Source organism: Kribbella sp. CA-253562, from assembly GCF_050942265.1.
Taxonomy (GTDB): Bacteria; Actinomycetota; Actinomycetes; order Propionibacteriales; family Kribbellaceae; genus Kribbella.
Map to the genome: position 1 here is coordinate 6,001,569 of NZ_CP192049.1, position 21,819 is coordinate 6,023,387.

Annotated in this window: 19 protein-coding genes, 2 tRNA genes and 1 pseudogene; 7 read left to right on the forward strand and 15 right to left on the reverse strand. The window is 70.2% G+C overall.

Annotated features, from left to right (window positions below; all coding sequences use genetic code 11):
• Positions 1 to 30: 30 nt before the first annotated feature.
• A complete protein-coding gene (locus ACQPXM_RS28295; protein ID WP_432938905.1) occupies positions 31 to 1,119 on the reverse strand; it encodes a Gfo/Idh/MocA family protein in 1,089 nt (362 codons plus the stop codon).
• Between the two features lie 73 nt (positions 1,120 to 1,192).
• Here ACQPXM_RS28295 and ACQPXM_RS28300 point away from each other — a divergent pair, with 73 nt between their 5' ends.
• Entirely contained in the window at positions 1,193 to 2,341 is a 1,149-nt protein-coding gene (locus tag ACQPXM_RS28300; protein ID WP_432938908.1) for an ROK family protein, read from the forward strand.
• On the opposite strand, the pseudogene ACQPXM_RS28305 reads toward ACQPXM_RS28300, so the two are convergent.
• The 3 genes and pseudogenes from ACQPXM_RS28305 to ACQPXM_RS28315 form a co-directional block, all read right to left on the reverse strand.
• Positions 2,328 to 3,242 (reverse strand): annotated as a pseudogene (locus ACQPXM_RS28305) (aminoglycoside phosphotransferase family protein). The gene ACQPXM_RS28300 and the pseudogene ACQPXM_RS28305 sit on opposite strands and share 14 nt — an antisense overlap.
• Positions 3,239 to 4,243 carry an NAD(P)H-dependent glycerol-3-phosphate dehydrogenase gene (locus tag ACQPXM_RS28310; protein WP_432938910.1) on the reverse strand — a complete coding sequence of 335 codons (1,005 nt, stop codon included), beginning with the start codon at positions 4,241 to 4,243 and terminating at the stop codon, positions 3,239 to 3,241. The pseudogene ACQPXM_RS28305 and the gene ACQPXM_RS28310 overlap by 4 nt, the downstream one beginning before the upstream one ends.
• Entirely contained in the window at positions 4,240 to 5,007 is a 768-nt protein-coding gene (locus ACQPXM_RS28315) for a lysophospholipid acyltransferase family protein (RefSeq protein ID WP_432938912.1), read from the reverse strand. Before ACQPXM_RS28315 ends, ACQPXM_RS28310 begins: the two co-directional genes overlap by 4 nt.
• 51 nt (positions 5,008 to 5,058) lie before the next feature.
• Here ACQPXM_RS28315 and cofC point away from each other — a divergent pair, with 51 nt between their 5' ends.
• A complete protein-coding gene (gene cofC, locus ACQPXM_RS28320; protein ID WP_432938914.1) occupies positions 5,059 to 5,784 on the forward strand; it encodes a 2-phospho-L-lactate guanylyltransferase in 726 nt (241 codons plus the stop codon).
• A 40-nt stretch (positions 5,785 to 5,824) separates the two neighbouring features.
• On the opposite strand, the gene ACQPXM_RS28325 is transcribed toward cofC, so the two are convergent.
• From ACQPXM_RS28325 to leuC, 6 genes are all read right to left on the reverse strand, one after another.
• Positions 5,825 to 6,031 (reverse strand): hypothetical protein, encoded by a 207-nt coding sequence (locus ACQPXM_RS28325; protein ID WP_432938917.1) that lies wholly within the window; start codon positions 6,029 to 6,031, stop codon positions 5,825 to 5,827.
• A 176-nt stretch (positions 6,032 to 6,207) separates the two neighbouring features.
• Positions 6,208 to 6,798 (reverse strand): HU family DNA-binding protein, encoded by a 591-nt coding sequence (locus ACQPXM_RS28330; RefSeq protein ID WP_432938919.1) that lies wholly within the window; start codon positions 6,796 to 6,798, stop codon positions 6,208 to 6,210.
• Positions 6,799 to 7,021: 223 nt separating this feature from the next.
• On the reverse strand, positions 7,022 to 7,207 hold the full coding sequence (locus tag ACQPXM_RS28335) for a hypothetical protein (RefSeq protein WP_432938921.1): 186 nt from the start codon (positions 7,205 to 7,207) through the stop codon (positions 7,022 to 7,024).
• A 65-nt stretch (positions 7,208 to 7,272) separates the two neighbouring features.
• Complete coding sequence (gene corA / locus ACQPXM_RS28340) at positions 7,273 to 8,445, reverse strand: magnesium/cobalt transporter CorA (protein ID WP_432938924.1); 1,173 nt, start codon at positions 8,443 to 8,445, stop codon at positions 7,273 to 7,275.
• 1,057 nt (positions 8,446 to 9,502) lie between these two features.
• Positions 9,503 to 10,102 (reverse strand): 3-isopropylmalate dehydratase small subunit, encoded by a 600-nt coding sequence (leuD, locus tag ACQPXM_RS28345; protein WP_432938926.1) that lies wholly within the window; start codon positions 10,100 to 10,102, stop codon positions 9,503 to 9,505.
• Between the two features lie 13 nt (positions 10,103 to 10,115).
• The gene (leuC, locus tag ACQPXM_RS28350; protein WP_432938928.1) at positions 10,116 to 11,546 is read right to left on the reverse strand and encodes a 3-isopropylmalate dehydratase large subunit; all 1,431 of its coding nucleotides are present in this window, start codon (positions 11,544 to 11,546) and stop codon (positions 10,116 to 10,118) included.
• Positions 11,547 to 11,655: 109 nt separating this feature from the next.
• Here leuC and ACQPXM_RS28355 point away from each other — a divergent pair, with 109 nt between their 5' ends.
• From ACQPXM_RS28355 to ACQPXM_RS28365, 3 genes are all read left to right on the forward strand, one after another.
• Entirely contained in the window at positions 11,656 to 12,375 is a 720-nt protein-coding gene (locus ACQPXM_RS28355) for an IclR family transcriptional regulator (protein WP_012922430.1), read from the forward strand.
• A 112-nt stretch (positions 12,376 to 12,487) separates the two neighbouring features.
• The gene (locus ACQPXM_RS28360) at positions 12,488 to 13,168 is read left to right on the forward strand and encodes a response regulator transcription factor (RefSeq protein ID WP_432938933.1); all 681 of its coding nucleotides are present in this window, start codon (positions 12,488 to 12,490) and stop codon (positions 13,166 to 13,168) included.
• Positions 13,169 to 13,274: 106 nt separating this feature from the next.
• Positions 13,275 to 13,673 (forward strand): response regulator, encoded by a 399-nt coding sequence (locus tag ACQPXM_RS28365; RefSeq protein WP_432938936.1) that lies wholly within the window; start codon positions 13,275 to 13,277, stop codon positions 13,671 to 13,673.
• Here ACQPXM_RS28365 and ACQPXM_RS28370 read toward each other — a convergent pair.
• Together ACQPXM_RS28370 and ACQPXM_RS28375 are read right to left on the reverse strand one after the other, a co-directional pair.
• On the reverse strand, positions 13,633 to 15,648 hold the full coding sequence (locus ACQPXM_RS28370; RefSeq protein ID WP_432938939.1) for a hypothetical protein: 2,016 nt from the start codon (positions 15,646 to 15,648) through the stop codon (positions 13,633 to 13,635). The two genes, ACQPXM_RS28365 and ACQPXM_RS28370, sit on opposite strands and share 41 nt — an antisense overlap.
• Position 15,649: 1 nt before the next feature.
• Positions 15,650 to 16,936, reverse strand: coding sequence for a sensor histidine kinase (locus ACQPXM_RS28375; RefSeq protein ID WP_432951103.1), 1,287 nt, complete (start codon positions 16,934 to 16,936; stop codon positions 15,650 to 15,652).
• A 208-nt stretch (positions 16,937 to 17,144) separates the two neighbouring features.
• On the opposite strand from ACQPXM_RS28375, the gene ACQPXM_RS28380 reads away from it, so the two are divergent.
• Positions 17,145 to 17,912: an ABC transporter ATP-binding protein gene (locus tag ACQPXM_RS28380; RefSeq protein ID WP_432938942.1), complete on the forward strand. Its 768-nt coding sequence runs from the start codon at positions 17,145 to 17,147 to the stop codon at positions 17,910 to 17,912.
• A gap of 4 nt (positions 17,913 to 17,916) precedes the next feature.
• The gene (locus ACQPXM_RS28385; protein WP_432938945.1) at positions 17,917 to 20,460 is read left to right on the forward strand and encodes an ABC transporter permease; all 2,544 of its coding nucleotides are present in this window, start codon (positions 17,917 to 17,919) and stop codon (positions 20,458 to 20,460) included.
• Positions 20,461 to 20,511: 51 nt separating this feature from the next.
• On the opposite strand, the gene ACQPXM_RS28390 is transcribed toward ACQPXM_RS28385, so the two are convergent.
• The 3 genes from ACQPXM_RS28390 to ACQPXM_RS28400 all read right to left on the reverse strand — a co-directional run bounded on the left by ACQPXM_RS28390 (position 20,512) and on the right by ACQPXM_RS28400 (position 21,815).
• A tRNA-Glu gene (locus ACQPXM_RS28390) sits at positions 20,512 to 20,587 on the reverse strand.
• Positions 20,588 to 20,668: 81 nt separating this feature from the next.
• Positions 20,669 to 20,740 (reverse strand) — tRNA-Gln (locus tag ACQPXM_RS28395).
• A gap of 118 nt (positions 20,741 to 20,858) precedes the next feature.
• Positions 20,859 to 21,815 (reverse strand): lysostaphin resistance A-like protein, encoded by a 957-nt coding sequence (locus ACQPXM_RS28400; RefSeq protein ID WP_432938948.1) that lies wholly within the window; start codon positions 21,813 to 21,815, stop codon positions 20,859 to 20,861.
• Between the last annotated feature and the right edge of the window lie 4 nt (positions 21,816 to 21,819).

A 21,819-nucleotide genomic window follows, 5' to 3' on the forward strand; every position in this document is an offset into this window, starting at 1 on the left:
AGGGATGATCCGGTACGGCGTACGTCGTGCTCAGGCCTCGACGTCCACCCAGGCGGAGTCGGCGGCGGCCGACCGCAGGACGGCGTCGACCAAGCGGGCAGACCGTGCGCCGGCGGCGAAGTCCGGAAGTCCGTCCGGACGGTCGCCGCCGAGCACGGCCGCGTAGGTGTCCGCGACGAACGAGTCGAACGCGTCCTGGTAGCCCTGGGCGTGACCGGCGGGCAGCCGGTTCACCCGGGCCGCCGGCGGGCTCAACGTGTCGGGGTCGCGGGTGAGCAGCTGGCTGGCAGCGCGGTGGCCGACCCAGAGGCGGTCCGGGTCCTCCTGGTCGAAGCCGAAGCTCGACTCGGTGCCGGAGACCTCCAGGTAGAGCCGGTTCTTGCGACCGGCCGCCACCTGGCTGACCACGACCGTGCCAACTACGCCGGCCTCGGTCCGGAACTGGGCCGTCGCCAGGTCCTCGGTCCGTACGTCGACGCCGCCGCGCTGGGACCGCACGGTCCGGGTCTGCGCGCTGACGGCGGCGATCCGGTCGCCGGTGACGAACTCGGTCAGGTCGCACCAGTGCGAGCCGATGTCGGCGAAGGTCCGCGACGGCCCACCGGCCGCGTCGTCCACCCGCCAGTTGTCGTCGTCGGCCCCGGCCAGCCAGTCCTGCAGGTAGCTGCCGTGCAGGCTGGTGATCATGCCCGCGTCGCCGGCGGCGATCCGGGTCCGCAGTTCGCGGACCATCGGGTGGTAGCGGTAGACGAACGGGACGGTGGCGACCAGACCGGCCTCCTGCGCGGCCGCGAGCAGTCCGGCGGCGTCCTGCGCATTCGTCGCGAGCGGCTTCTCGCAGATGACGTGCTTGCCGGCTTCGAGCGCTTTCAAGGTCACCGGGAGATGCGTGCTGTTCGGCGTACAGACGTGCACGAGGTCGAGGTCCGCGGCCAGCAGGTCGTCGAGCGTCGCGAAGCCCCGCTCCGCACCGGTGGCCTCGGCCGCGGCGTCCGCGCGCTCTGGGCTCGAACCGATCGCGCCGACGATCCGCGCGCCACCGACCAGCGCCGACCGGCCGTGCACCCGGCCCATGAAGCCGCCACCGATGATTCCGACCTTGAGCTTGTCTGTGGACACGCTCGGGACGCTATGTGACACTTTTGAATCCTGTCAAGCAAAAGTCCGCCGACCGTCCGACGAAAGTTCGCCGATGACCGATCTCAGCACCACCGCCGCCGAGGCAGGTCCGCTGCTGCGGTTGCTGCTCGACGGACAACCGCGCACCCGCGCCGAACTGATCGACCTGAGTGGTCTCGCCCGGTCGACGGTGACCGGCAGGATCGAGGCGCTGCTGGCCAGCGGCCTCGTCGTACCGTCCGGTGAGGCGGCGTCGACGGGTGGTCGTCCGCCGGCGCGGTTCCGCTTCAACCCGGCGGCGCGGCTGGTGCTTGCTGCCGATGTCGGCGCGACGCATCTCTCGGTCGCGCTGACCGATCTGACCGGAACGCTGATCGGCAGCAGCACGCTGCGGCTCAACATCGCCGAGGGCCCTGAGGTGGTGCTCGGCGCGATCGTCGACACCGGTCGCGAACTGCTGGCGACGGCCGGCCGCTCCCCCGCCGACCTGGCCGGCACCGGCGTCGGCCTGCCCGGCCCGGTCGAGCACCGCACCGGCCGCCCGAACCACCCGCCGATCATGCCCGGCTGGGACTCCTACGACGTCGTCGGCCGGCTGGCCGCCGACCTGCCCGGCCCGGTCCTGGTCGACAACGACGTGAACATCATGGCGCTCGGCGAACACAGCACGGCGTACGCCGACGTCGAGCACCTGCTGTTCGTGAAGGTTGCCACCGGCATCGGCGCGGGCGTGATCAGCGGTGGCCGGCTGCATCGTGGCGCCCAGGGCGCGGCCGGCGACATCGGCCACGTCCAAACGCCCGGCCACACCACGCCGTGCCGCTGCGGCAATCAAGGCTGCCTGGAAGCCGTCGCCTCCGGTACGGCGATCGCCGCGCGGCTGGCGTCGTCCGGTATCCCTGCGGTGTCGAGCCGCGACGTCGTCGAACTGGTCCGCTCCGGCAACCCGGTCGCGACTCAAGCGGTGCGCCAGGCAGGAAGGGAGATCGGCTCGGTCCTGGCGACCTGCGTGAGTCTGCTCAATCCGTCGGTCATCGTCGTCGGCGGCTCGCTCTCGCTGGCCGGGGACAGTCTGCTCGCCGGGATCCGAGAGGCGATCTACGCCCGGTCGTTGCCCCTGGCCACCACTGAGCTGCGGGTCGTCGCCTCCCGCACGGGTCCCGACGCCGCGCTCCACGGCGCCGCGGCGCTGGTGCTCCAGCACACGCTCATCGCCAACTGACGGCCAGCTCGTCCACGAAAGCGACGAGCCGCTTCAACTCCGCCCCACCACGAGCCACCGAGAATCCAGTCCTCCGCCCCCAGTACGCCGCCTGCACCAGCTGCAGCTGAACCCAGCGCCGTACCCGCTCACGATCGAGCTCCGCGGCCTCGGCGAACACGTCCAGTTCGCGACGAAGCGCATCCAGCAGATCGCCACGGCCGCGCAGCGCATACGCGCGGGGCTTGAACAACGTGGCTGCGTCGTAGGCCGGATCGCCCACCCAGCCCGTCGGATCGACCGCCAGCCACGGTTCGCGGTCGCCACGCAGGATGTTGCGAGGATGAAGGTCCCCGTGCACCAGAAGATCCGGCTGGCGCTGTCCCAATTCGTCCACGAACGCCAGCGCCGCATCCAGGACCGAGGCCGGCAGCGCTCAGGGAAACTCCCGGGCACCAGCGCGAAGGTGGTCCGCCCAACTGCCGGCCAGGTCGGCCAGCCGCGGCAAGCCCGGCGGCGCGGGGACCGACAAGCGGTGGCAGAGCCGTCCCGCCACCATGGCGATCTCGTCACCGTCGTCGAGGTCCACCAGTCGCGACGGCCGAGCCCGCTCGAGCAAGATCGCGCACTGCTCGTCGTCTCGCTCGTACAGCAGCACCGCGCCTCGGCCGCCCCACGTCGCCAGCGCCGCCGCTTCGTGCGCGCTGGTCCGATGCGGGAACGACACTTTGAGCGCCGCGGGACCAGCAGCACCTCGGACCGGGAGCACCAGACCGACGTGGCCGTGCGCCGGCGGACCGTCGGGCACACAGCCCCACCGGAGCAAGAGGTCGTCGACGATCGCCGGAAGCCCGGCCAGCCAGGTCGCGCCCGCCTCCCCCTCGCGCTCGATCGTGGATCGCGCGAAGGGGGCCGGGATCATCCCCAGCGCTCCGACTTGGCCGACCGCGAGATCAGGCTGAACAGCATGTCCTTCGGCGTCATCTCGCCGGCCACCACCTTCGTGACGTGTTCCGCGATCGGCATCTCGACGTCGTGGTGGTGGGCGAGTTCGGTGATCGACGAGCACGACATCACGCCCTCGGCGACCTGCCGGGTGCCGCCGGCGATCTCCGCCACCGTCATGCCCTGACCGAGCTTCTCGCCGAACGTCCGGTTGCGCGACAGCGGCGACGAGCAGGTCGCGACCAGATCACCCAGCCCGGCGAGGCCGGAGAACGTGTGCTCGTCCGCGCCCAGCGCCGTACCCAGCCGGGCCGTCTCGACCAGCCCGCGGGTGATCACCGACGCCCGCGCGTTGTCGCCGAAGCCGAGACCGATCGCCATGCCGACCGCCAGCGCGATCACGTTCTTGGTCGCACCACCGAGTTCGCAGCCGACCACATCGATGTTCGTGTACGGGCGGAACGTCGGCGAGTGGCAGAGCTTCTGCAGCCGGGTCGCGGTGCCCTCGTCGGCGCAGGCGACCACCGCCGCGGCAGGTTGCCCCTCGGCGATCTCGCGGGCCAGGTTCGGGCCGGAGACGACGGCGATCCGCTCAGGGCCGGCGCCGGTGAGCTCGGCGATCACCTCCGACATCCGCTTCGTCGTACCGATCTCGACGCCCTTCATCAGACTGACCAGCGGCACCGCCGACGGCAGGACGCCGGCCCAGTCGCGCAGGTTGTCCCGCAACGACTGGCTCGGCACCGCCAGCACGATCGCCTCGGCACCGTCGGCCGCGGCGGCCGGATCGTGCGTCGCGGTGATCGCGTCGGGCAGCCGCAGCCCGGGCAGGTAGTCCGGGTTCTCGTGCCGGGTGTTGATCGCCTCGCACAGCGACTCCCGCCGTCCCCACACCGACACCTGGTTCCCCGCGTTGGCCAGCACCGTGGCGAACGCCGTACCCCAGGAGCCCGCACCGAACACCGCTACTTTGGTCATGCGTTCTCCTCGTTGGCGCGTCGCTCGTCCTCGGCCTTGGCCTTGCGCAGGTCGAAGAGTTCCTTCGGCGGCGTCTGGCCGCGCAATTCCCCCAGCCCGTCAGCGACCGCCCGCATGATCACGTCGGTTGCCTCGTGCAACAGCTCGGTGGTGATCGGCCGGCCACGGAACGCGTCCAGGTCGACCGGCGGACCGGCCTTGACCTTCATCGTCTTGCGCGGCAGCAGCCCGATCCGGAACTTGCTGCGGTAGGAGTGGAACACCTCCTGCGCACCCCAGTTCGCGATCGGGATCACCGGGCAGCCGGTCATCAGCGCGATCCGCGCCGCGCCGGTCTTGCCGGTCATCGGCCACAGCTCGGGGTCGCGGGTGATCGTGCCCTCGGGATAGACCCCGACGCACTCGCCCCGCTCCACCGCGGCGACCGCGTCCCGGAACGCGTCGGCGGCCTGCGCCGACTCGCGGTAGACCGGGATCTGCCCGGCCGCGCTGATGATCTTCCCGGCGATCGGCAGTTTGAACAGCGACGCCTTGCCGAGCAGCCGCGGAATCCGCCGGCACTCCCAGATGTAGAAGCCGAGCACGAACGGGTCGAAGTGCGAGATGTGGTTGGTCACGAACACCACGCCGCCGGTCCGCGGCATGTTCTCACGGCCCTGGAAGTCCGGCTTGGTGAACACCAGCATGAACGGCTTGACCAGCGCCACCACCAGACCGAACCAGAACCCCCGCGGTGGGCGAGGGTCGTGTGCCGGGCTGTTCACTGTGCCTCCTGCTGGTCGTCGCGGCCGTGCGTCATGGGAGAATCCTGCCTGATGGAAGACGTACAGGTCGCTGCCTGGATCCTGGTGGTCCCGGTGAAGCGTACGGCGATCGCGAAGAGCCGGCTCGCTGCGGCCTACCCTCAGCACCGTCCGGAGCTGGCGCGTGCCTTCGCGGCCGACACCATCTCCGCCGCGCTGGCCTCACCGCTGGTCCGTGCCGTGCTGGTCGTCACCGACGATCCGCAGGTCGCCGCGGACGTCGCCGCGGCGGGCGCCCGCGTCGTACCGGACCTGCCCGCGGCGGGTACACCAGACGTGCCGGCGGCGTCGGCGCACCTCGTCCCCGACCAACCGGTGGGCGCTCTCAACCAGGCGCTCGCGTACGGTGCAGCCGTCGCCGCCGCCGAGTTCCCCGGCGCGGGAGTTGCCGCGCTGTCCGCCGACCTGCCCGCGTTGCGCACCGACGAACTGACCGCCGCCCTCGCCGCGTGCGTCGCCGATCGCTCGTTCGTCATCGACCAGCCCGGCACCGGGACGACGCTGCTCGCCGCCCGCCCCGGCATCGCCCTCGATCCCCGCTTCGGCGTCGGTTCCGCGTTGGCCCACCAAGCGTCGAGCGCCATCCCTCTGGTGCTGCCGATTCCTTCGGTACGGCGTGACGTCGACACCGCCGCGGATCTCGCGGACGCCGTCCAGCTGGGTGTCGGTCCGCGAACCGCCGAGGTGCTGGCGATCGTCTTCGGCGCCGTGGCCGGCTCCGACGGGCTGGCCTGCTAGTCCGACAGCTCGGCCGGTCGGCGAGTTCCGCCGGTCCTCGTCAGTGCAGGGTGATGAAGTGGACCGCGGTGATCGCGATCCCGTGACCTGATCCGCTGGTCTCGATCCGGACCCGCTGCCCCACGCGCAGGAAGCGCACCGGCGTACCGGCCAGCTCGTCGGCGCTGAACGGCAGCTCGACGCCGGTGTCGGTCAGCACCGCACCGGACCTGGACGCCTCGTCGTAACGGCTCACGGTCGCCTGCATGGTGCCACGCTAGGGCATGCCCGGCCGGGGCGCAGCCGGAGGTTGCCGAAGACACCTTCTCCCGGCCCGGCACCGCCCGGCCGGTCGCCGCGTGGGCCCGAACACGGCGAAGGCCGGTCGCCCCTGGAGTGGGGAGACCGGCCTTCGCTGATACAGCGGTGCCGCAGTGCCGAAGGTCAGCGAGCCGAAGCCTTCTTGGCCGGCGCCTTCTTGGCGGGGGCCTTCTTGGCCGGCGCCTTCTTGGCCACGGTGGCCTTCTTGACCGGGGCCTTCTTCGCCACGGTCTTGGCCGGAGCCTTCTTCGCCGGAGCCTTCTTGGCGACCGTCTTGGTGGCAGCGGCCTTGGCCGGCGCCTTCTTGGCGGCGGTCTTGGTCGCGGCGGCCTTGGCCGACGTGGCCTTCTTGGCCGTCGTGGCCTTCTTGGCCGGAGCGGCCGCCTTGGTGGCGGTCGCGGCCGGCTTCGGCGTCACCAGCTTCGGCAGCTTCTTGGCACCGGAGACAACGGCCTTCAGCTCCGCACCCGCACGGAACTTCGGAACCACGGTCTTCTTGGCACGCTTGGTCTCGCCGGTCCGCGGGTTGCGGACCATGCGGGCACCGCGCTCGATGGCCTCGAAGGCACCGAACCCGGTGATGGCGACCTTGCCGCCCTTCTTGGTCAGCTCGCGCTGGACGGTGTCGATCACCGACTCCAGGGCGTGCTGGGCCGAACGGCGATTTCCGTCGAAGTGCACTGCGAGCGCTTCGACCAACTGGCTCTTGTTCACTGCTTCCCTCCGTGAACGTAGGCGTCGAGCACAGCGCTCGATCTCACGTGAACGTTATGGACTCAACAGGCCGTTCACAAACACCAACGCGGCAATTCGGCCTTGTTTTGGGCGATTTGCCCCTGTTTTGGCCCCGAATCGCCCTTCCGGGGCCCTCGGATTCCCTTCTGAGCAACGATCCGGCGACCAACGGTGACCCCCGCCACAGCGTCGTACGGGGTCCTCATCGACCCTTTCCGCGCAACGATCGCAGCCCCGACCGGGCGGTGTCGAGACCTCGCGTCACCGCGCTGTCGCCTTTACGGGCCCGCAGGGTCTGGCTCACCTTGCCCAGCAGCCAGTCCACCAGCGGGACCGCGAGCGCCAGCACTGCCCACATGATCAGCCGACGGCGCAGGAGCAACCACATCTTTTGCCTCCAGATTCTCGGGTCTGTACAGCTCCAGTGCCCGCGACGGAAACCACCCAGGTGGTTCAGAGCCAGCCGCGGCGCTTGAAGACCTGGTGCAGACTGCCACAGACCAACGCCATCAAGCCGATCGCGAACGGGTAGCCCCACCGCCAGTGCAGCTCCGGCATCACGTCGAAGTTCATCCCGTACACGGTCCCGATCAGGGTCGGCGCGAACAGGATCGCCGCCCACGCGGAGATCCGCTTCACCTCTTCGTTCTGCGCGTTGCTGGCCACGGTGAGGGACTTCATCTCCTCGTTCTGCTGCTGGGCCACCAGGGTCGCGTTCACGGTCAGGATGTCGCGCAGCAGTTCACGGAAGCCGTCCACCCGCTCGACCACCTGGGTGACGTGGTCGGCGACGTCGCGCAAGGAACGCTGCAGCTCCTGGTCCACGCCGTACTTGTCGAAACCGGCCCGCAACGAGTCCAGCATCCCGATCAGCGGCCGGGTCGCGCGCTGGAACTCGATCACCTCACGGGACAGCTCGTAGATGCGCCGCGACACCTTCGGGTCGCCGCGGAACACCTCGGTCTCGATCTCGTCGATGTCGTTCTCCAGCCCCGCGACCACCGGCGCGTACCCGTCGACGACCTTGTCCATGATCGCGTAGAGCACCGCTTCGGTCCCTTGCCGCAACAGGTCCGGGTCACGTTCGACGCGACGCCGTACCGCGGCCAGGTTCGGCGCTTCGGCGTGCCGGACCGTCACCACGAAGTCCGGTCCCACGAACACGTGCACCTCGCCGAACTCGACCTCCTCGGTCGCGTCCCGGTACCGCGCGGCCTTCAGTACGACGAACAACGTGTCGCCGTACCGCTCCAGCTTCGGCCGCTGATGGGCCTGGATCGCGTCCTCGATCGCCAGCTCGTGCAGGTCGAACTCCTGCGCCAGCGACATCAGCTCCCGCCGGTCCGGCCGGTACAACCCGATCCACGCCAAGCTGCGCGGCGCTTCGTGCAGCACCTGATAGGTGTCGGCCAAGGACTCCGGCGACGCGACCCGGCGCCCGTCGCAATAGATGGCACTGTCGACAACACTGTGCCCTTTGGGCTTGGTGTGCACCGGGTGGTCGACGACCGGCTCGATCGCGTCGGGCGGAGTCGCCGCGAGCCCACCGGCGTACCGGCGGGCGGCGGCACGCAGCGACGGCGTACGGCCGAAGGCACGAAGGGTGCGCAGGCGCAGGTCGGACATGAGTCCTCCAGGAGATGCAGACGGAATTCGTACAGGCACGACGTCTGCCCGACCCCCGCGGCCGCAGCCACGCACCACAGCACACCCCGCACGAACTCGCGCCGGGGTGCTGACCTGGAAGAGGAAGTTAGTTGCCTCGAGGCCGAGCGAGATCGGTATGTCTGGAGGGGTCACTGGTCATCAGCGCCTCACCTCCTCGATCTCGTCACCTGGTCAGGACAACTCCGCAAGGGTAACACCAGAGTTATCGCCGAAGATGTGCGATCCGTTACGCGCAGGTTTACATCCCACGCGGGCGCCTACGCTCGCTGGCGCTCGCTGCGGCGCCTGCTCCCGCCCACCCTGGGTTCTGCGCGCTGGCGCGCTCGGTACGCGTGCTGTCGCCCGCTTCGAGTGCGGCGCTACCGCGCCGTGTGCGTGCTGTCGCCCGTTTGCAGTGCGCGCTGCCGCGCTCGAATGAAGTGCGCGCTGCCGCGCTCGAAGCTGGCGCGCGCTTGGTGGCGCCGGCGCGCCCGGTAGGGCTGGCGCGCATCTGATGGGCTGGCGTGCTGGAGTTGACGCTATCGAGCCATGGTGTCCGAGGTCGCACTGAAACGTTGACCTCAGCAACTGGAACTGCCGGCTCTCACTGGGCGGGCAACAGAACTCGCGGCGGACCACCCGAGCAGTCCGCAAGTGATCCACCGACTCCCCCTGCCCACCACGCCTTCAAACGAAGCGCGCGCCAGCACGCGTTCAGCGCGCCAACGCGCACCCGAAGCGAGCGCCAGCACGCGCACCCACAAAACCGGGTGGGCGGGAGCACGCCCCGCAGCGAGCGCCAGGGAGCGTAGGAGCGCGCGTGAGGATCGTCCCCCGAACGCACGAACCGGTGGATCACCCTCTCAGGCGATCCACCGGCTCACAAACCATCGCAACTCCCCCACGCCTCCAAACGAAGCGCGCCAGCGCGCCCGAAGCGGGCGCCAGCACGCGCACCCCCAAAAACCGGGTGGGCGGGAGCACACCCCGCAGCGAGCGCCAGCGAGCGAAGGAGCGCGCGTGGGGGAAAGAAGAACTAAGCCTTGGCAGGCAAAGTAGCCGGCTTGAACGCCGGCCGCGTCGCCTCGTACGCCTCGATGTCGTCCGCGTGCGACAGCGTGATGCCCACGTCGTCCAGCCCGTTCAGCAGCCGGTAGCGCGTGTAGTCGTCGATCTCGAACGGCGCCGACAGCGACCCGGCCGAGATCGTCTTCGCCTCGAGGTCGACCGTCACCTTCGTACCCGGGTCGTTCTCGATCGTGGTCCACAGCTGCTCGACCACGTCCTCGGTGACGAGCGCCGCGAGCAACCCCGCCTTGCCCGAGTTGCCCCGGAAGATGTCGCCGAACCGCGACGAGATGACGACACGGAACCCGTAGTCCATCAGCGCCCACACCGCGTGCTCGCGGGAGGAGCCGGTGCCGAAGTCGGGGCCGGCGACGAGCACCGACACCCCGTCGTACTCGGGCTGGTTGAGGACGAAGGCCGGGTCGTTGCGCCAGGCCGCGAACAGCCCGTCCTCGAAGCCGGTCCGGGTGACCCGCTTCAGGTAGACCGCGGGGATGATCTGGTCGGTGTCGACGTTGCTGCGGCGCAGCGGGGCCGCGGTGCCGATGTGCTGGGTGAAGGCGTCCATGATTCCTTTGTCCTCAGACGTTCTCGGGTACGGCGACCTCAACCGGCGGCAAGTCAGCCGGCGCGGCCAGGGTTCCGGTGACGGCGGTGGCCGCGGCGACGAGCGGCGACACCAGGTGCGTGCGCCCACCCTTGCCCTGCCGGCCTTCGAAGTTGCGGTTCGACGTCGACGCGCTGCGCTCGCCCGGCGCCAGCTGGTCGGGGTTCATGCCGAGGCACATCGAGCAGCCCGCGCCACGCCATTCGGCGCCGGCGTCCTTGAAGATGACGTCGAGTCCTTCGGCCTCGGCCTGCAGCCGCACCCGCCCGGACCCCGGTACGACGAGCATCCGGGTGCCGTCGGCAACCTTCCGCCCGGCCAGTACGCCGGCGGCCGCGCGCAGGTCCTCGATCCGCCCGTTGGTGCACGAGCCCAGGAAGACCGTGTCGACCTTGATCTCGCGCAGCGGCGTACCGGCGGTCAGGCCCATGTACTCCAGCGCCCGCTCGGCCGCGATCCGGTCGGTCTCGGACTCGAAGTCGTCCGGCGACGGCACGTTGGCCGACAGCGGCAGCCCCTGACCCGGGTTGGTGCCCCAGGTGACGAACGGCGCGATGTCCTCGGCCCGCAGCACGACCTCGCGGTCGAAGCTCGCGTCCTCGTCGGTGGCCAGGCTCTTCCAGTACTCGACCGCGGCTTCCCAGTCCGCACCCTGCGGGGCGTGCGGCTTGTCCTTCAGGTACGCGAAGGTGGTCTCGTCCGGCGCGATCATGCCGGCCTTGGCGCCCCACTCGATCGACATGTTGCAGATCGTCATGCGCGCTTCCATCGAGAGCGCGCGGATCGCCTCGCCGCGGTACTCCACGATGTAGCCCTGGCCGCCGCCGGTGCCGACCTGCGCGATCAGCGCGAGCACCAGGTCCTTGGCGGTGACGCCGTCGGGCAGTACGCCGTCGACGGTGACCGCCATCGTCTTGGGCCGGGCCTGCATCAGGGTCTGGGTGGCGAGCACGTGCTCGACCTCGCTGGTCCCGATGCCGAAGGCGATCGCGCCGAACGCGCCGTGCGTCGAGGTGTGGCTGTCACCGCAGACCACGGTCATGCCGGGCTGGGTCAGGCCGAGCTGCGGGCCGATCACGTGGACGACGCCCTGGTCGGGGTCGCCCAGGGTGTGGATCCGGATGCCGAACTCCTCGGCGTTGCGGCGCAGCGTCTCGACCTGGGTGCGCGACACCGGGTCGGCGATCGGCTTGTCCACGTCGAACGTCGGGACGTTGTGGTCCTCGGTCGCGATGGTCAGGTCCGGGCGGCGGACCGAGCGGCCGGCCAGCCGGAGCCCGTCGAAGGCCTGCGGGCTGGTCACCTCGTGGACCAGGTGGAGGTCGATGTAGAGGAGGTCGGGTTCCCCATCGGCGTGACGCACGACATGTGCGTCCCAGACCTTTTCCGACAACGTCCTGCCCATCAGACTTCTCCTTCGGGTGGTGTACTGAGGTGCGCTCTCGCTCACAGTGCGCCGAACTGGGCCGCACAAGCGACTTGCGTTCCACGATTCGAGACGGCAATATCGTCCCATGGACAACTCTAGCGGAGTCGGCGTTCTCGACAAAGCAGCTCTCGTTCTGTCCGCCCTCGAGTCCGGGCCGGCGACCCTGGCCGGACTGGTGGCGGCGACAGGGCTGGCCCGGCCGACGGCGCACCGGCTGGCCGTCGCGCTCGAGCACCACCGCCTGGTGGGGCGTGACATGCAGGGCCGCTTCGTGCTCGGCCCGCGCCTGAGCGAGCTCGCCTCCGCCGCCGGCGAGGACCGCCTGCTGGCGACCGCCGGTCCCGTCCTGGCCCGGCTGCGTGACATCACCGGTGAGTCGGCACAGCTCTTCCGCCGCCAAGGTGAGTACAGAGTGTGTGTCGCCGCCGCCGAGCGCCCGTCCGGCCTCCGCGACACCGTCCCGGTCGGCAGCCAGCTGACGATGGCCGCCGGGTCGGCCGCGCAAATACTGCTGGCCTGGGAGGACCCGGAGCGCATGCACCGCGGCCTCCACAACGCGACCTTCAACGCCGCCGCCCTGGCCGGCGTACGGCGGCGTGGCTGGGCGCACTCCGTCGGCGAGCGCGAACAGGGCGTCGCCTCGGTCTCCGCCCCGGTCCGCTCCCCCTCCGGCAAGGTGATCGCCGCCGTCTCGGTCTCCGGCCCGATCGAGCGCCTGTCCCGCCAGCCCGGCCGCATGCACGCCCCCGCCGTGATGGCCGCCGCCGAACGCCTCTCCGAAGCCCTGCGCCGCGCCTCGGAGTGACCCCGCTGAGCAACCGGCCCGCCACACACCCAGTGGCGGGCCTTTTGCTTGCCCGGAAACTGCTGGTCCCCGAACAAGACAGTGGGGTGGACGTCGCGCCTAGAGTGAGACAGTGGCGTTGCGGGTGGTGTTCGCGGAGGACAACTTTCTCGTGCGCGAAGGCATCTCCGCCCTGCTCGGCGAGTCCGATCAGGTCGAGCTCGTCGCGACGGTCGGCGACCCGGTCAACCTGCTGAAGGCCGTGGCCGAGCACCAGCCGGACGCCGTGCTCACCGACATCCGGATGCCGCCCACGTTCACCACCGAGGGCATCGACGCGGCCAAGCAGATCCGCGCGGCGCACCCGTCCATCGGCGTCGTCGTGCTCTCGCAGTACGTCGAGGAGGAGTACGCCTTCGACCTGTTGTCCGAAGGCGTCGCCGGACTCGGCTACCTGCTCAAGGAACGGGTCAGCCAGCTCGACGAACTCGTCCGCGCCCTGTACGACGTGACCCGCGGCGGCTCGGTGCTCGATCCCCGGGTCGTGGAAGGACTGCTCGCCCGCAAGACCCAGGACGCTCGGTCGCCGCTGCTGCAGCTCACCCCGCGCGAGCTCGAGGTCCTGCAGGAGATGGCCGCCGGGCGCAGCAACACGGCGACGTCGAAGGCGCTGTTCATGAGCGAGCGGGCAGTGGAGAAACACGTCGGGTCGGTGTTCCAGAAGCTCGGGTTGTCCGACGAGTCCGACGTCAACCGACGCGTGATGGCCGTGCTGGCCTTTCTCGAAGCCACCGGCAAACCACCCGCTCGCTGACCGCGTAGCCCCGGGTGAAGGTGGGGACAACCGCACCACACCGAGCGGGCAGCACACTCCCCGGTCGACCCGTCACTGCGTCACGCTGACGACAGGAGGTGAAGCAGTGGCCGATGTGCGTGTTCTCGTGGTCGACGATCAGGAGCCCTTCCGCCGGGCGATCGCCGAGGTCGTCGCCGAGACCGACGGCTTCGTCGTGGTGGCGTCCGCCGGTTCGGGCGAGGAGTCGCTGCTCGCGGTCGCGCGCCTGCGGCCCGACCTGGTGTTGATGGACGTGAACCTGCCCGGCATCGACGGGATCGAGGCCAGCCGCCGGATCACCCTCGGCGATTCGCCTCCGGTCGTCGTCCTGCTGTCGACGTACGAGGCCGATCAGTTCGACCTCACCGGCTGCGGGGCCAGTTCCTACCTGCCCAAGGCGTCGTTCGGTCCCGACCGGCTCGCCGCCGCCTGGGCGGCGACCCTCACACCGCTACCGGCGCGGCGTCCTCCACCGGAATGCTGAGCGACAGCACCCGCGGCTCGACCGGCGCCAGCGATCCACCCGCCGCCTCGACCCGATCGAGAATCGCCTGTACGTCGATGTCGTCGCGGCTGATTCCCCCGACCCGCAGCACCATGTCCGTTCCCACCACCCCCAGGTCGATCCGGGCCGCGGTCGAGCGGGCCCGCACGGCCTCGACACAGCAGAAGTAGATCGCGGCCTCGACGCGGGCCGGGAAACGGCGGTCGGCCGACGGTTCGACGGCCAAGGTGATCGCCGGACCGCTTCTGGACAGGTGCGACCCGAGCGTGCGGGCGAGTCCGGATCGGATCAGCTGGGTCGGGAACACGCCTCGGGTCAGCTCGCGCAGCGCCTCGAGTGCCGCGTTCGTCCGGCCGACCAACCGAACGAGCTGGTCCGTCGCGGCGGGACCCGATGCCACCACGCTCAGCGTGTCGAGCTGGGCCGGCATCGACTCCAAGTGCGACAGCACGTCACGGACGATCGCCGCTTCGAGCTGACAGCGGGCGAAGTCGTCGGCCGCGACGATCCGGCGCCGTGACTCGGCAAGCGCGACAGTGGTCCGGTCCAGCACCGCCACGTGCGCCGCCAGCTCCGACTCCATCGCCGCGTTGCGAAACGCCAGCGCCGTCTGATCGGCCAGGTCATGCAGGAGCCGCTGATCGGCCGCGCGCAGCTTGCGTCCCTTGGGCATCGTGACCCCGATGCTGCCGAGCAGTTCACCTTCGTGCCGCACCGGTACGTCGTACTCCACCGCGGTGACCACGCCGTCGGGCCACCGCTCGACGATCGGCTCGGCGCCCGCGACCCGCAGCACGACAGTCGACGACCGGGCGGACACCGCCTGCGCGGCGGCTGCTGCGACGGCCGGCAGTAACGCGCCCGGCGTCGGGGTCTCAGCCAGCCGGCCGCTGAAGTCCGACAGCGCCTCGTACGGCTGCGCCTTCTCGCCGTACGCGAGCCGGTTCGCGAACCTGACGACGCGCCGCCGCAGCGGCTGGAAGGCGAGGGCGACCAGCGAAATCGCGGCCAGTGAGACCCAGAATCCGCTCGTCCGGGTGTTGACCAGTGCCGCGACGGCCAGCACCAGGCCGGTGTAGCCGAGCGCGGCGAAGCCGGTGCCGAGGGCAAGGACGACGGCCCGGTTCAGGATCAGCTCGAGGTGGTAGAGCCGGTATCGCAGTACCGCCACGGCGAAGAGCAGCGGTAGGCAGGGATAGGCGATGTACAGCGGCAAACTGGCGATCCAGGTCTGCTTGCCACCGTTGATCAGTTCGACGACGAGCAGCAGGACGAAACCGCCGGCAACGAGCAGCACGGCCGCGGCGATCAGGCGCAGTTGCTGCCGCTGCTCGCCCTGGCTGCGACGCAACCGGACGAACATCGAGACGGTCGCCGCGACCAGACCACCGGCGATCAGCAGGATCCCGAGCTGGAGCAGCCGGCTGCCCAGGTCGTTCGGCGTTCTGGTCTCGAGGTCGAAGCCGGTCGGCGACACAGTGAGCAGCCCAGCGGTGTAACAGGCGAGCCCGGTCAGCGTCGCGACAGCCGCAACGCCCCAGCGGCGGGACAGCAAGTGGCCGTCCGGTGCGAGCAGGAAGAGGATGGCCAGAGCCCCGAGAGCGAGCTGTCCACCGACCAGGACCGACAGCCAGCCGGCGATCCCGCCCAGCGCTCGTGTGCCCGGTCCGTCGGCGGTGACGACCCAGATGCTGTAGGCCTCCGCCAGCAACGAGAACGACGACAGCACACCGATCAGGCAGAGCAGCCAGCCGATCGGATGTCTGCGATAACGGGCCACGATCAGCGCGCCCATCGTCGCGCACCCGACCACCGCGGCGGTGACGAACGGGAACCCGTGCACCGTGACGGTTTCCTCCGACAGCAGCGGCCGGTACGCCGACGTGACCCACACGTCCGCGGCCGACAGGACGACGGTCAGCGCCGCGAGCAACCAAGCGACCCTGGCGTGCACGTCAGCCACCCGACCGGTCGGGCAAACGCATCCCGGGCAGGCGTGCCGCGACAACGGTCCCCCGCGCCGGCCCGGTCTCGATGGTCAGCGTGCCGCCGGCCGACTCGACCCGGTCCCGCAGGTTGACCAGGCCGGCGCCGGTCCGCGTCGCGAGCGGGTCGAACCCCACGCCGTCGTCGCTGACAACCACTTCCAGCGCGTCCGCACCGCCACGCAGTTCGAGGCGGATCGCAGCGGCCGACGAGTGCTTCGCCGAGTTCTGCAGGGCTTCCAGCGCGCAGAAGTAGGCCGCGGCCTCGACACTCGCGGCGTACCGGCCGATGCCGGCGCCGACGAATTCGACCGGCAACGGACTGCGCGAGATCGCCGTGGCCAATGCCGCCCCAAGGCCTTCGTCGACGAGCAGGCTCGGGTAGATCCCGCGGGACAGCTCGGCGATCGTCGCGATGGTGGTCGCCGCCGCCGCGCTCTGCAACGCGACCAGACGGTCGGCGCGGTCAGGTGATCGCCCTGCCAGTGTGTGCGCGAGGCTGAGGTTCACCGCGAGCGCCACCAGATGCTGCTGCGCCCCGTCGTGAATGTCCCGCTCCAACCGTCGCCGCTCCGCATCCTGTACGTCGACCAACCGCTCGCGCGACAGCCGGAGCTCCTGCGCCAACGCGGACAGCTCCGCCACCCGGTGCACGAGTTCGGCGCGTAGCCTGGCGCCCCGCAGGACCAGACCGGCTTGACTGGCCAGCCCGGCGAACAGCCGCTCCTCCACCGGAGTCAGCGGCACGCTCTCCTGAACAACCAGCAGTCCGAGCAGTTCGCCGCCTTGGCGTACGGCCAGCTCCCGACGCCCGGGCAGATCCGGCACCTCAGCAGCCGGCGGCCAAGTAGCAGCCAGCTGCAGTCGCTCGTCGACCAGCAACCAGACCTGAGCCGCCCTCGCACCGGTCCCGACCGCCAGCACCTCGGCCATCCGGGTCGTCAAGTCCTCGGTGCTGCCACCGTCGTCCACGGTGGAAGAGAACCGGCTCAACATGTCGTACGGCGATCGCACGCCACCGTGGATCAGTCGCGCCACGGCCTCCACCAGGCGCGAACGCACCGGCTCGAAGCCCAGTGCCACCACCGCGGTCGCGACCACCGACAGTCCGAGGTGCGGCGAGGACGTGTGGCCGATCAGCACCCCGCCGCCGAGCACGATCACGACGTACACCAGCACCACGAACACCACGAGCCCGGCGGACACCACCAGAGCAGCGAGTTGTTCACGGCCGGTCCGCCGTCGACGCCCCCACATCCTCACCTCCGCAGTCTGCGCCCCGCCGCGCCCGAAGGGGAGTGGCCGAACCCCTCGGGGTGGGGTCAGCCGCACGATCACCCGCCGATCCCGCACGGCCAGCCCCCGGCGTACTGCGCTCAACCCGATGGGACCGGGCCCCGGAAAAGCCTTTGCTGGGAACACGCCACTCGACCGGGGGGCCGCAACCAGTCACAGGAGCAATCACATGTCTGCCACCACCAGCACCACCGGCGGCATCACCGGTGCCACCACGTCAGCGGCCCGGGCCGAGGGCGTCAGCAAGTTCTACGGCACCGGCGACGCCACGATCGCCGCACTCAAGGACGTCCACGTCAGCCTGGACGCCGGTCGCTTCACCGCGATCATGGGCCCGTCGGGCTCAGGCAAGTCGACCCTGCTGCACCTGCTCGCCGGACTCGACCGGCCCAGCGCGGGCGAGGTCTACCTCGGCGACACGCAGATCAGCGCGCTCGGGGACAACGCGCTGACGCTGCTGCGCCGGGACCGGATCGGGTTCGTCTTCCAGTCGTTCAACCTGCTCCCGACGATGACCGCCGCGGAGAACATCGTGCTGCCGATCCGGATCGCCGGGCGCACGCCGGACGAGGCCTGGGTGGCGTCGATCGTCGACCGGCTCGGTCTGACCGAGCGCCTCGGCCACCGGCCGACCCAGCTGTCCGGTGGGCAGCAGCAACGGGTGGCCGCCGCCCGCGCACTCGCCTCGCGCCCCCAGATCGTCTTCGCCGACGAGCCCACCGGCGCCCTCGACTCGGCCGCGGGCACCGAACTGCTGACCTTCCTGCGGACGGCGGTCGACGAGCTCGGCCAGACCGTCGTGATGGTCACCCACGACCCCAACGCCGCCGCGTACGCCGACCGGGTGCTGTTCCTGGCCGACGGCCACGTCGTCGACGAGATGGCCGACCCGACCGCTGCCGCCGTCCTCGATTTCATGAAGCACCTAGGAGCCTGAGCCCATGTTCACCGCAACCCTGCGCGGCATGCTCGCACACAAGGTGCGACTCGCCCTGACCGTTGCCTCGATCGCGCTCGGAGTCGCGTTCCTGGCCGGCACCCTGATCCTGACCGACACCATGCACCTGGCCTTCGGTCAGCTGTTCGGCAAGGTCACCGCCGGCACCGACGCGGTCGTCCGCGCCGAGGCCTCCTACAGCCAGTCCGACGGCATCGGCACCAGCCGCGGCCCGATCCCGGCCACCGTGCTCGACCAGGTTCGCAAGGCCGACGGCGTCCGCACCGCCGAAGGCGCTGTCAGTGGCTACGCGCTGCTGACCGACAACAACGGCAAGGCCGTTCTCACCAACGGCGGCGCTCCCACCCTGGGCTACAGCCTGCCGTCCGACCCGGCCCTACGCGGCGACGTCCAATTGCTCAGCGGCACCGCGCCGGCCGGACCTGGTCAGGTCGCGATCGACGCGACCAGCGCCGAGGACAACGACATCGCGCTCGGCTCCACCATCAAGGTGCTGTTCAACGGCCCGACCCAGGAGTTCACCGTGGTCGGCACGCTCGGCTTCGGTGGCGAGAAGAACCTCGGCGGTACGACGGGCGCCTACTTCGACTCCGCGACCGCGCAGAAGTTGCTCGGGGCACCCGGCCGGTTCGACGCGATCAACGTCAGCGCCGCCCCTGGCGTCGACCCGGCCGGGCTGGTCGAGCGGCTCAACGCGGTACTGCCCGCCGGCGCGGAAGCCGTCACCGGCGCCACCGTGGTGCGGGAGTCCACGGACGCGGTGAACGAGGACCTGAAGTTCGTCGGCATCCTGTTCATGGTCTTCGCCGGCATCGCGCTGTTCGTCGGCTCGTTCATCATCTGGAACACGTTCACGATGACGATCACCCAGCGAACCCGGGAGATCGCGCTGCTGCGGGCCATCGGCGCCACCCGGCGCCAGGTGAACCGGAGCCTGATCCTGGAGGCCCTGCTGCTCGGCGTGCTCGCTTCGGCCGTCGGCGTCGGCCTCGGCGTACTGGTCGCGAAGGGTCTCGATTTGCTGATGGGAGCGGTCGGATTCAGCCTGCCGAGCACGTCCTTGCAGGTCGAGCCGCGCACGATCGTGGTGTCCTTGCTGGTCGGCACGGTGGTCACGGTCGTGGCCGCGCTGCTCCCGGCGTACCGGGCCACGAAGGTGCTGCCGGTCGAAGCGCTGCGGGACGCGGTCCCCGGCGCCGGCAATCCTTCGCGCAAGCGCATCGTCGGTGGCTCGGTCGTGACAGCTTTCGGCGTGGCCGGGATCGTGACCACCCTGTACGGCGACCTGAGCATGATGCTGTTCGGCCCGAGCCTGCTGGCCGTGATCGCCGGGGTGCTGATGATGCTCCCGGTCGCCACTCGCCCGCTCGCCGCGGCGATCGGTGTACCACTGCGACTGCGCGGCATGCCCGGCGAACTGGCCCGGCAGAACGCGATGCGCAACCCGCGCCGGACGTCGTCGACGGCCGCCGCGCTGATGGTCGGACTGACGCTGGTGGTCGGCATGGGTGTCTTCGCCTCCTCGCTGAAGGCGTCGTTCGGCGACGTGATCGGCGAATCGGTGAACGCCGACCTGTTCCTCAGGTCCTCCAGCGCCCAGGCGCCGGGATTCAGCCCCGAGGTGATCAGCACGGTCCAGGCGGTTCCCGGCGTCGGCCTGGTGACCGCGTCGGGCTGGGGACAGGCCCGCTTCGACGGCGGCGACTCCAGCTACTCGGCGGTCGACCCGGCCACCGCGAAGGACGGGCTCAACCTCGGACTGTCGTCAGGCTCGGTCTCCGCACTGGGAACCGATGGGGTCGTGGTGTCGCAGTCCGCTGCCACCAAGCACGGCTGGAAGGTCGGCGACATCGTGCACAGCGAGTTCGCCGCGACCGGAAAGCGCGATCTGCGCGTGGTCGGCGTCTACACCACCAAGGGCTGGATCGGCGACGACTTCATCATCAGCATCGCCACCCAGACGGCCGCTGCCGGACAGCAGCTGACCACCTCCGGGCTGGTCAAGGTCGCTCCGGGCGCCGATCCGGCGACTGTGCAGCGGAACATCGCCGCCGCGTTGGCCGACCACCCGGACGCGAAGGTGCTCGACCGCGAGGGCTTCGAGGAGGACGCCAGCGGGTTCATCAACAGCCTGCTCACCTTCGTCACCGTGATGCTGCTGCTCGCGGTCGTGATCGCGCTGCTGGGCATCGTCAACACGCTGGTGCTGTCGGTCCACGAGCGGACCCGCGAGCTGGGACTGCTGCGAGCGGTCGGGATGACGCGGGCCCAGGTCCGGGCGATGGTCCGCTGGGAGGCCGTGGTGATCTCGCTGATCGGTGCACTGGCCGGAGCTGTGCTCGGGATCGGGCTGGGGCTGGCGCTGTCCCAGGCGCTCGCGGACCAGGGCATCAAGTCGATCGCGATCCCAGGCCTGCAGGTGGCCGTGGCCGTCCTGCTCGCCGCCGTGGCCGGTGTGCTCGCGGCCGTCGGTCCGGCCCGCTCGGCCGCCAAGGTCGACGTGCTGAAGGCCGTGATCGCGGACTGATCCGGAGAAACGACGAAGGCCCGGACCGTGAGGTCCGGGCCTTCGTTTCTCTGGTAGCCCCGACGGGATTCGAACCCGCGCTACCGCCTTGAGAGGGCGGCGTGCTAGGCCGCTACACAACGGGGCCAGAGGGTTGTTGCGCGGTCCTTGCGGACCTGGCAACGAGGAAGGACTCTACCGATTTTCATCGGCCGGGTCCAATCGCTCGCTGGGGTACTAGGACTCGAACCTAGACTAACTGAACCAGAATCAGACGGGCTGCCAATTACCCCATACCCCAAAGGCATTTCACCGGTTTCGTGAGGTTGTTTCCGCCCTCACGACCTGGCTCAGAGAGCATACCGAAGTCCGGGCCCAGACACCAAAACGAGTCCCCGCGAGACCAGGTGTCACTCCCGTCACACCAGTCTCCGGCCCGGCCCGCCCACCACCGGCGCCTGGACCAGCGGAAGGTCGCAGGTGGTCGCCAGATCCTGCTTGCGAGCGAGCAGCACCGCCACGGCGCCGAACAGGACGAACTTGGACACGTCCACCGCCACCAGTCCCCAGCCCGCGTCCGAGGCGTTCAGGCTGGCGCTCACGCTGTTGGTCAGAGCGGCGTAGATGAACGTCACCACGTTGTTCGCCGCGTGCGCCGCGATCGACGCCTCCAGCCCGCCGGTGCGCACCGCCAGGAACCCGGCCACCAGCCCGAAGGCGAAGCGGTCCAGGAACAACGCCGGGCTCTCCCACGGCCACACCCCGTGCGCCATCGTGAACAGCACAGTGGTGACCACCACGGCGACCACCGAGCTGCGGACGAACGATCCGACCGCCTGCAGCAGGTAGCCGCGGAAGAAGTACTCCTCCCCCGCCGCCTGCAGCGACGAGGTGAGCAGCACCACAGCGATCACGCCCGCCGCGTCAGCGGCCGCGCCGTCGCCACCGTCGAGCAACTGGACGCCGCCGACCTTGATCACGCCGAGCATCAGCAGTTCGACCACCACGGCGGCCAGCCCGAACCACAGCATCGGCCGCCAGCGGATCCGGCCGACCACCGACGACAGCAGACCGGGCGTCTGGTGGTTCAGCCGGGCCGCGACGACCATCGCCAGCGGGATCAGCACGATCAGCGTCAGGTTCGTGGTCAGCAGCCCGAACCAGGAGATGGTGCCCTCGGGATCCTTGCGGATGCCGAACGAGATCAGCTGGATCACCAGGCTGAGGAACATCCAGCCGGCCAGGATCGCGAACGCGCCGAGCGCGACGGTCCAGCCGGCCGTGGCCGGGTTGCGCAGCAGCCGGTGGTACGGCTGCGGCCCCGCGTCCCGGGGATCCACCGTGGACCCGGGACGCGGCGTCGCGTCGTACGGCATCAGC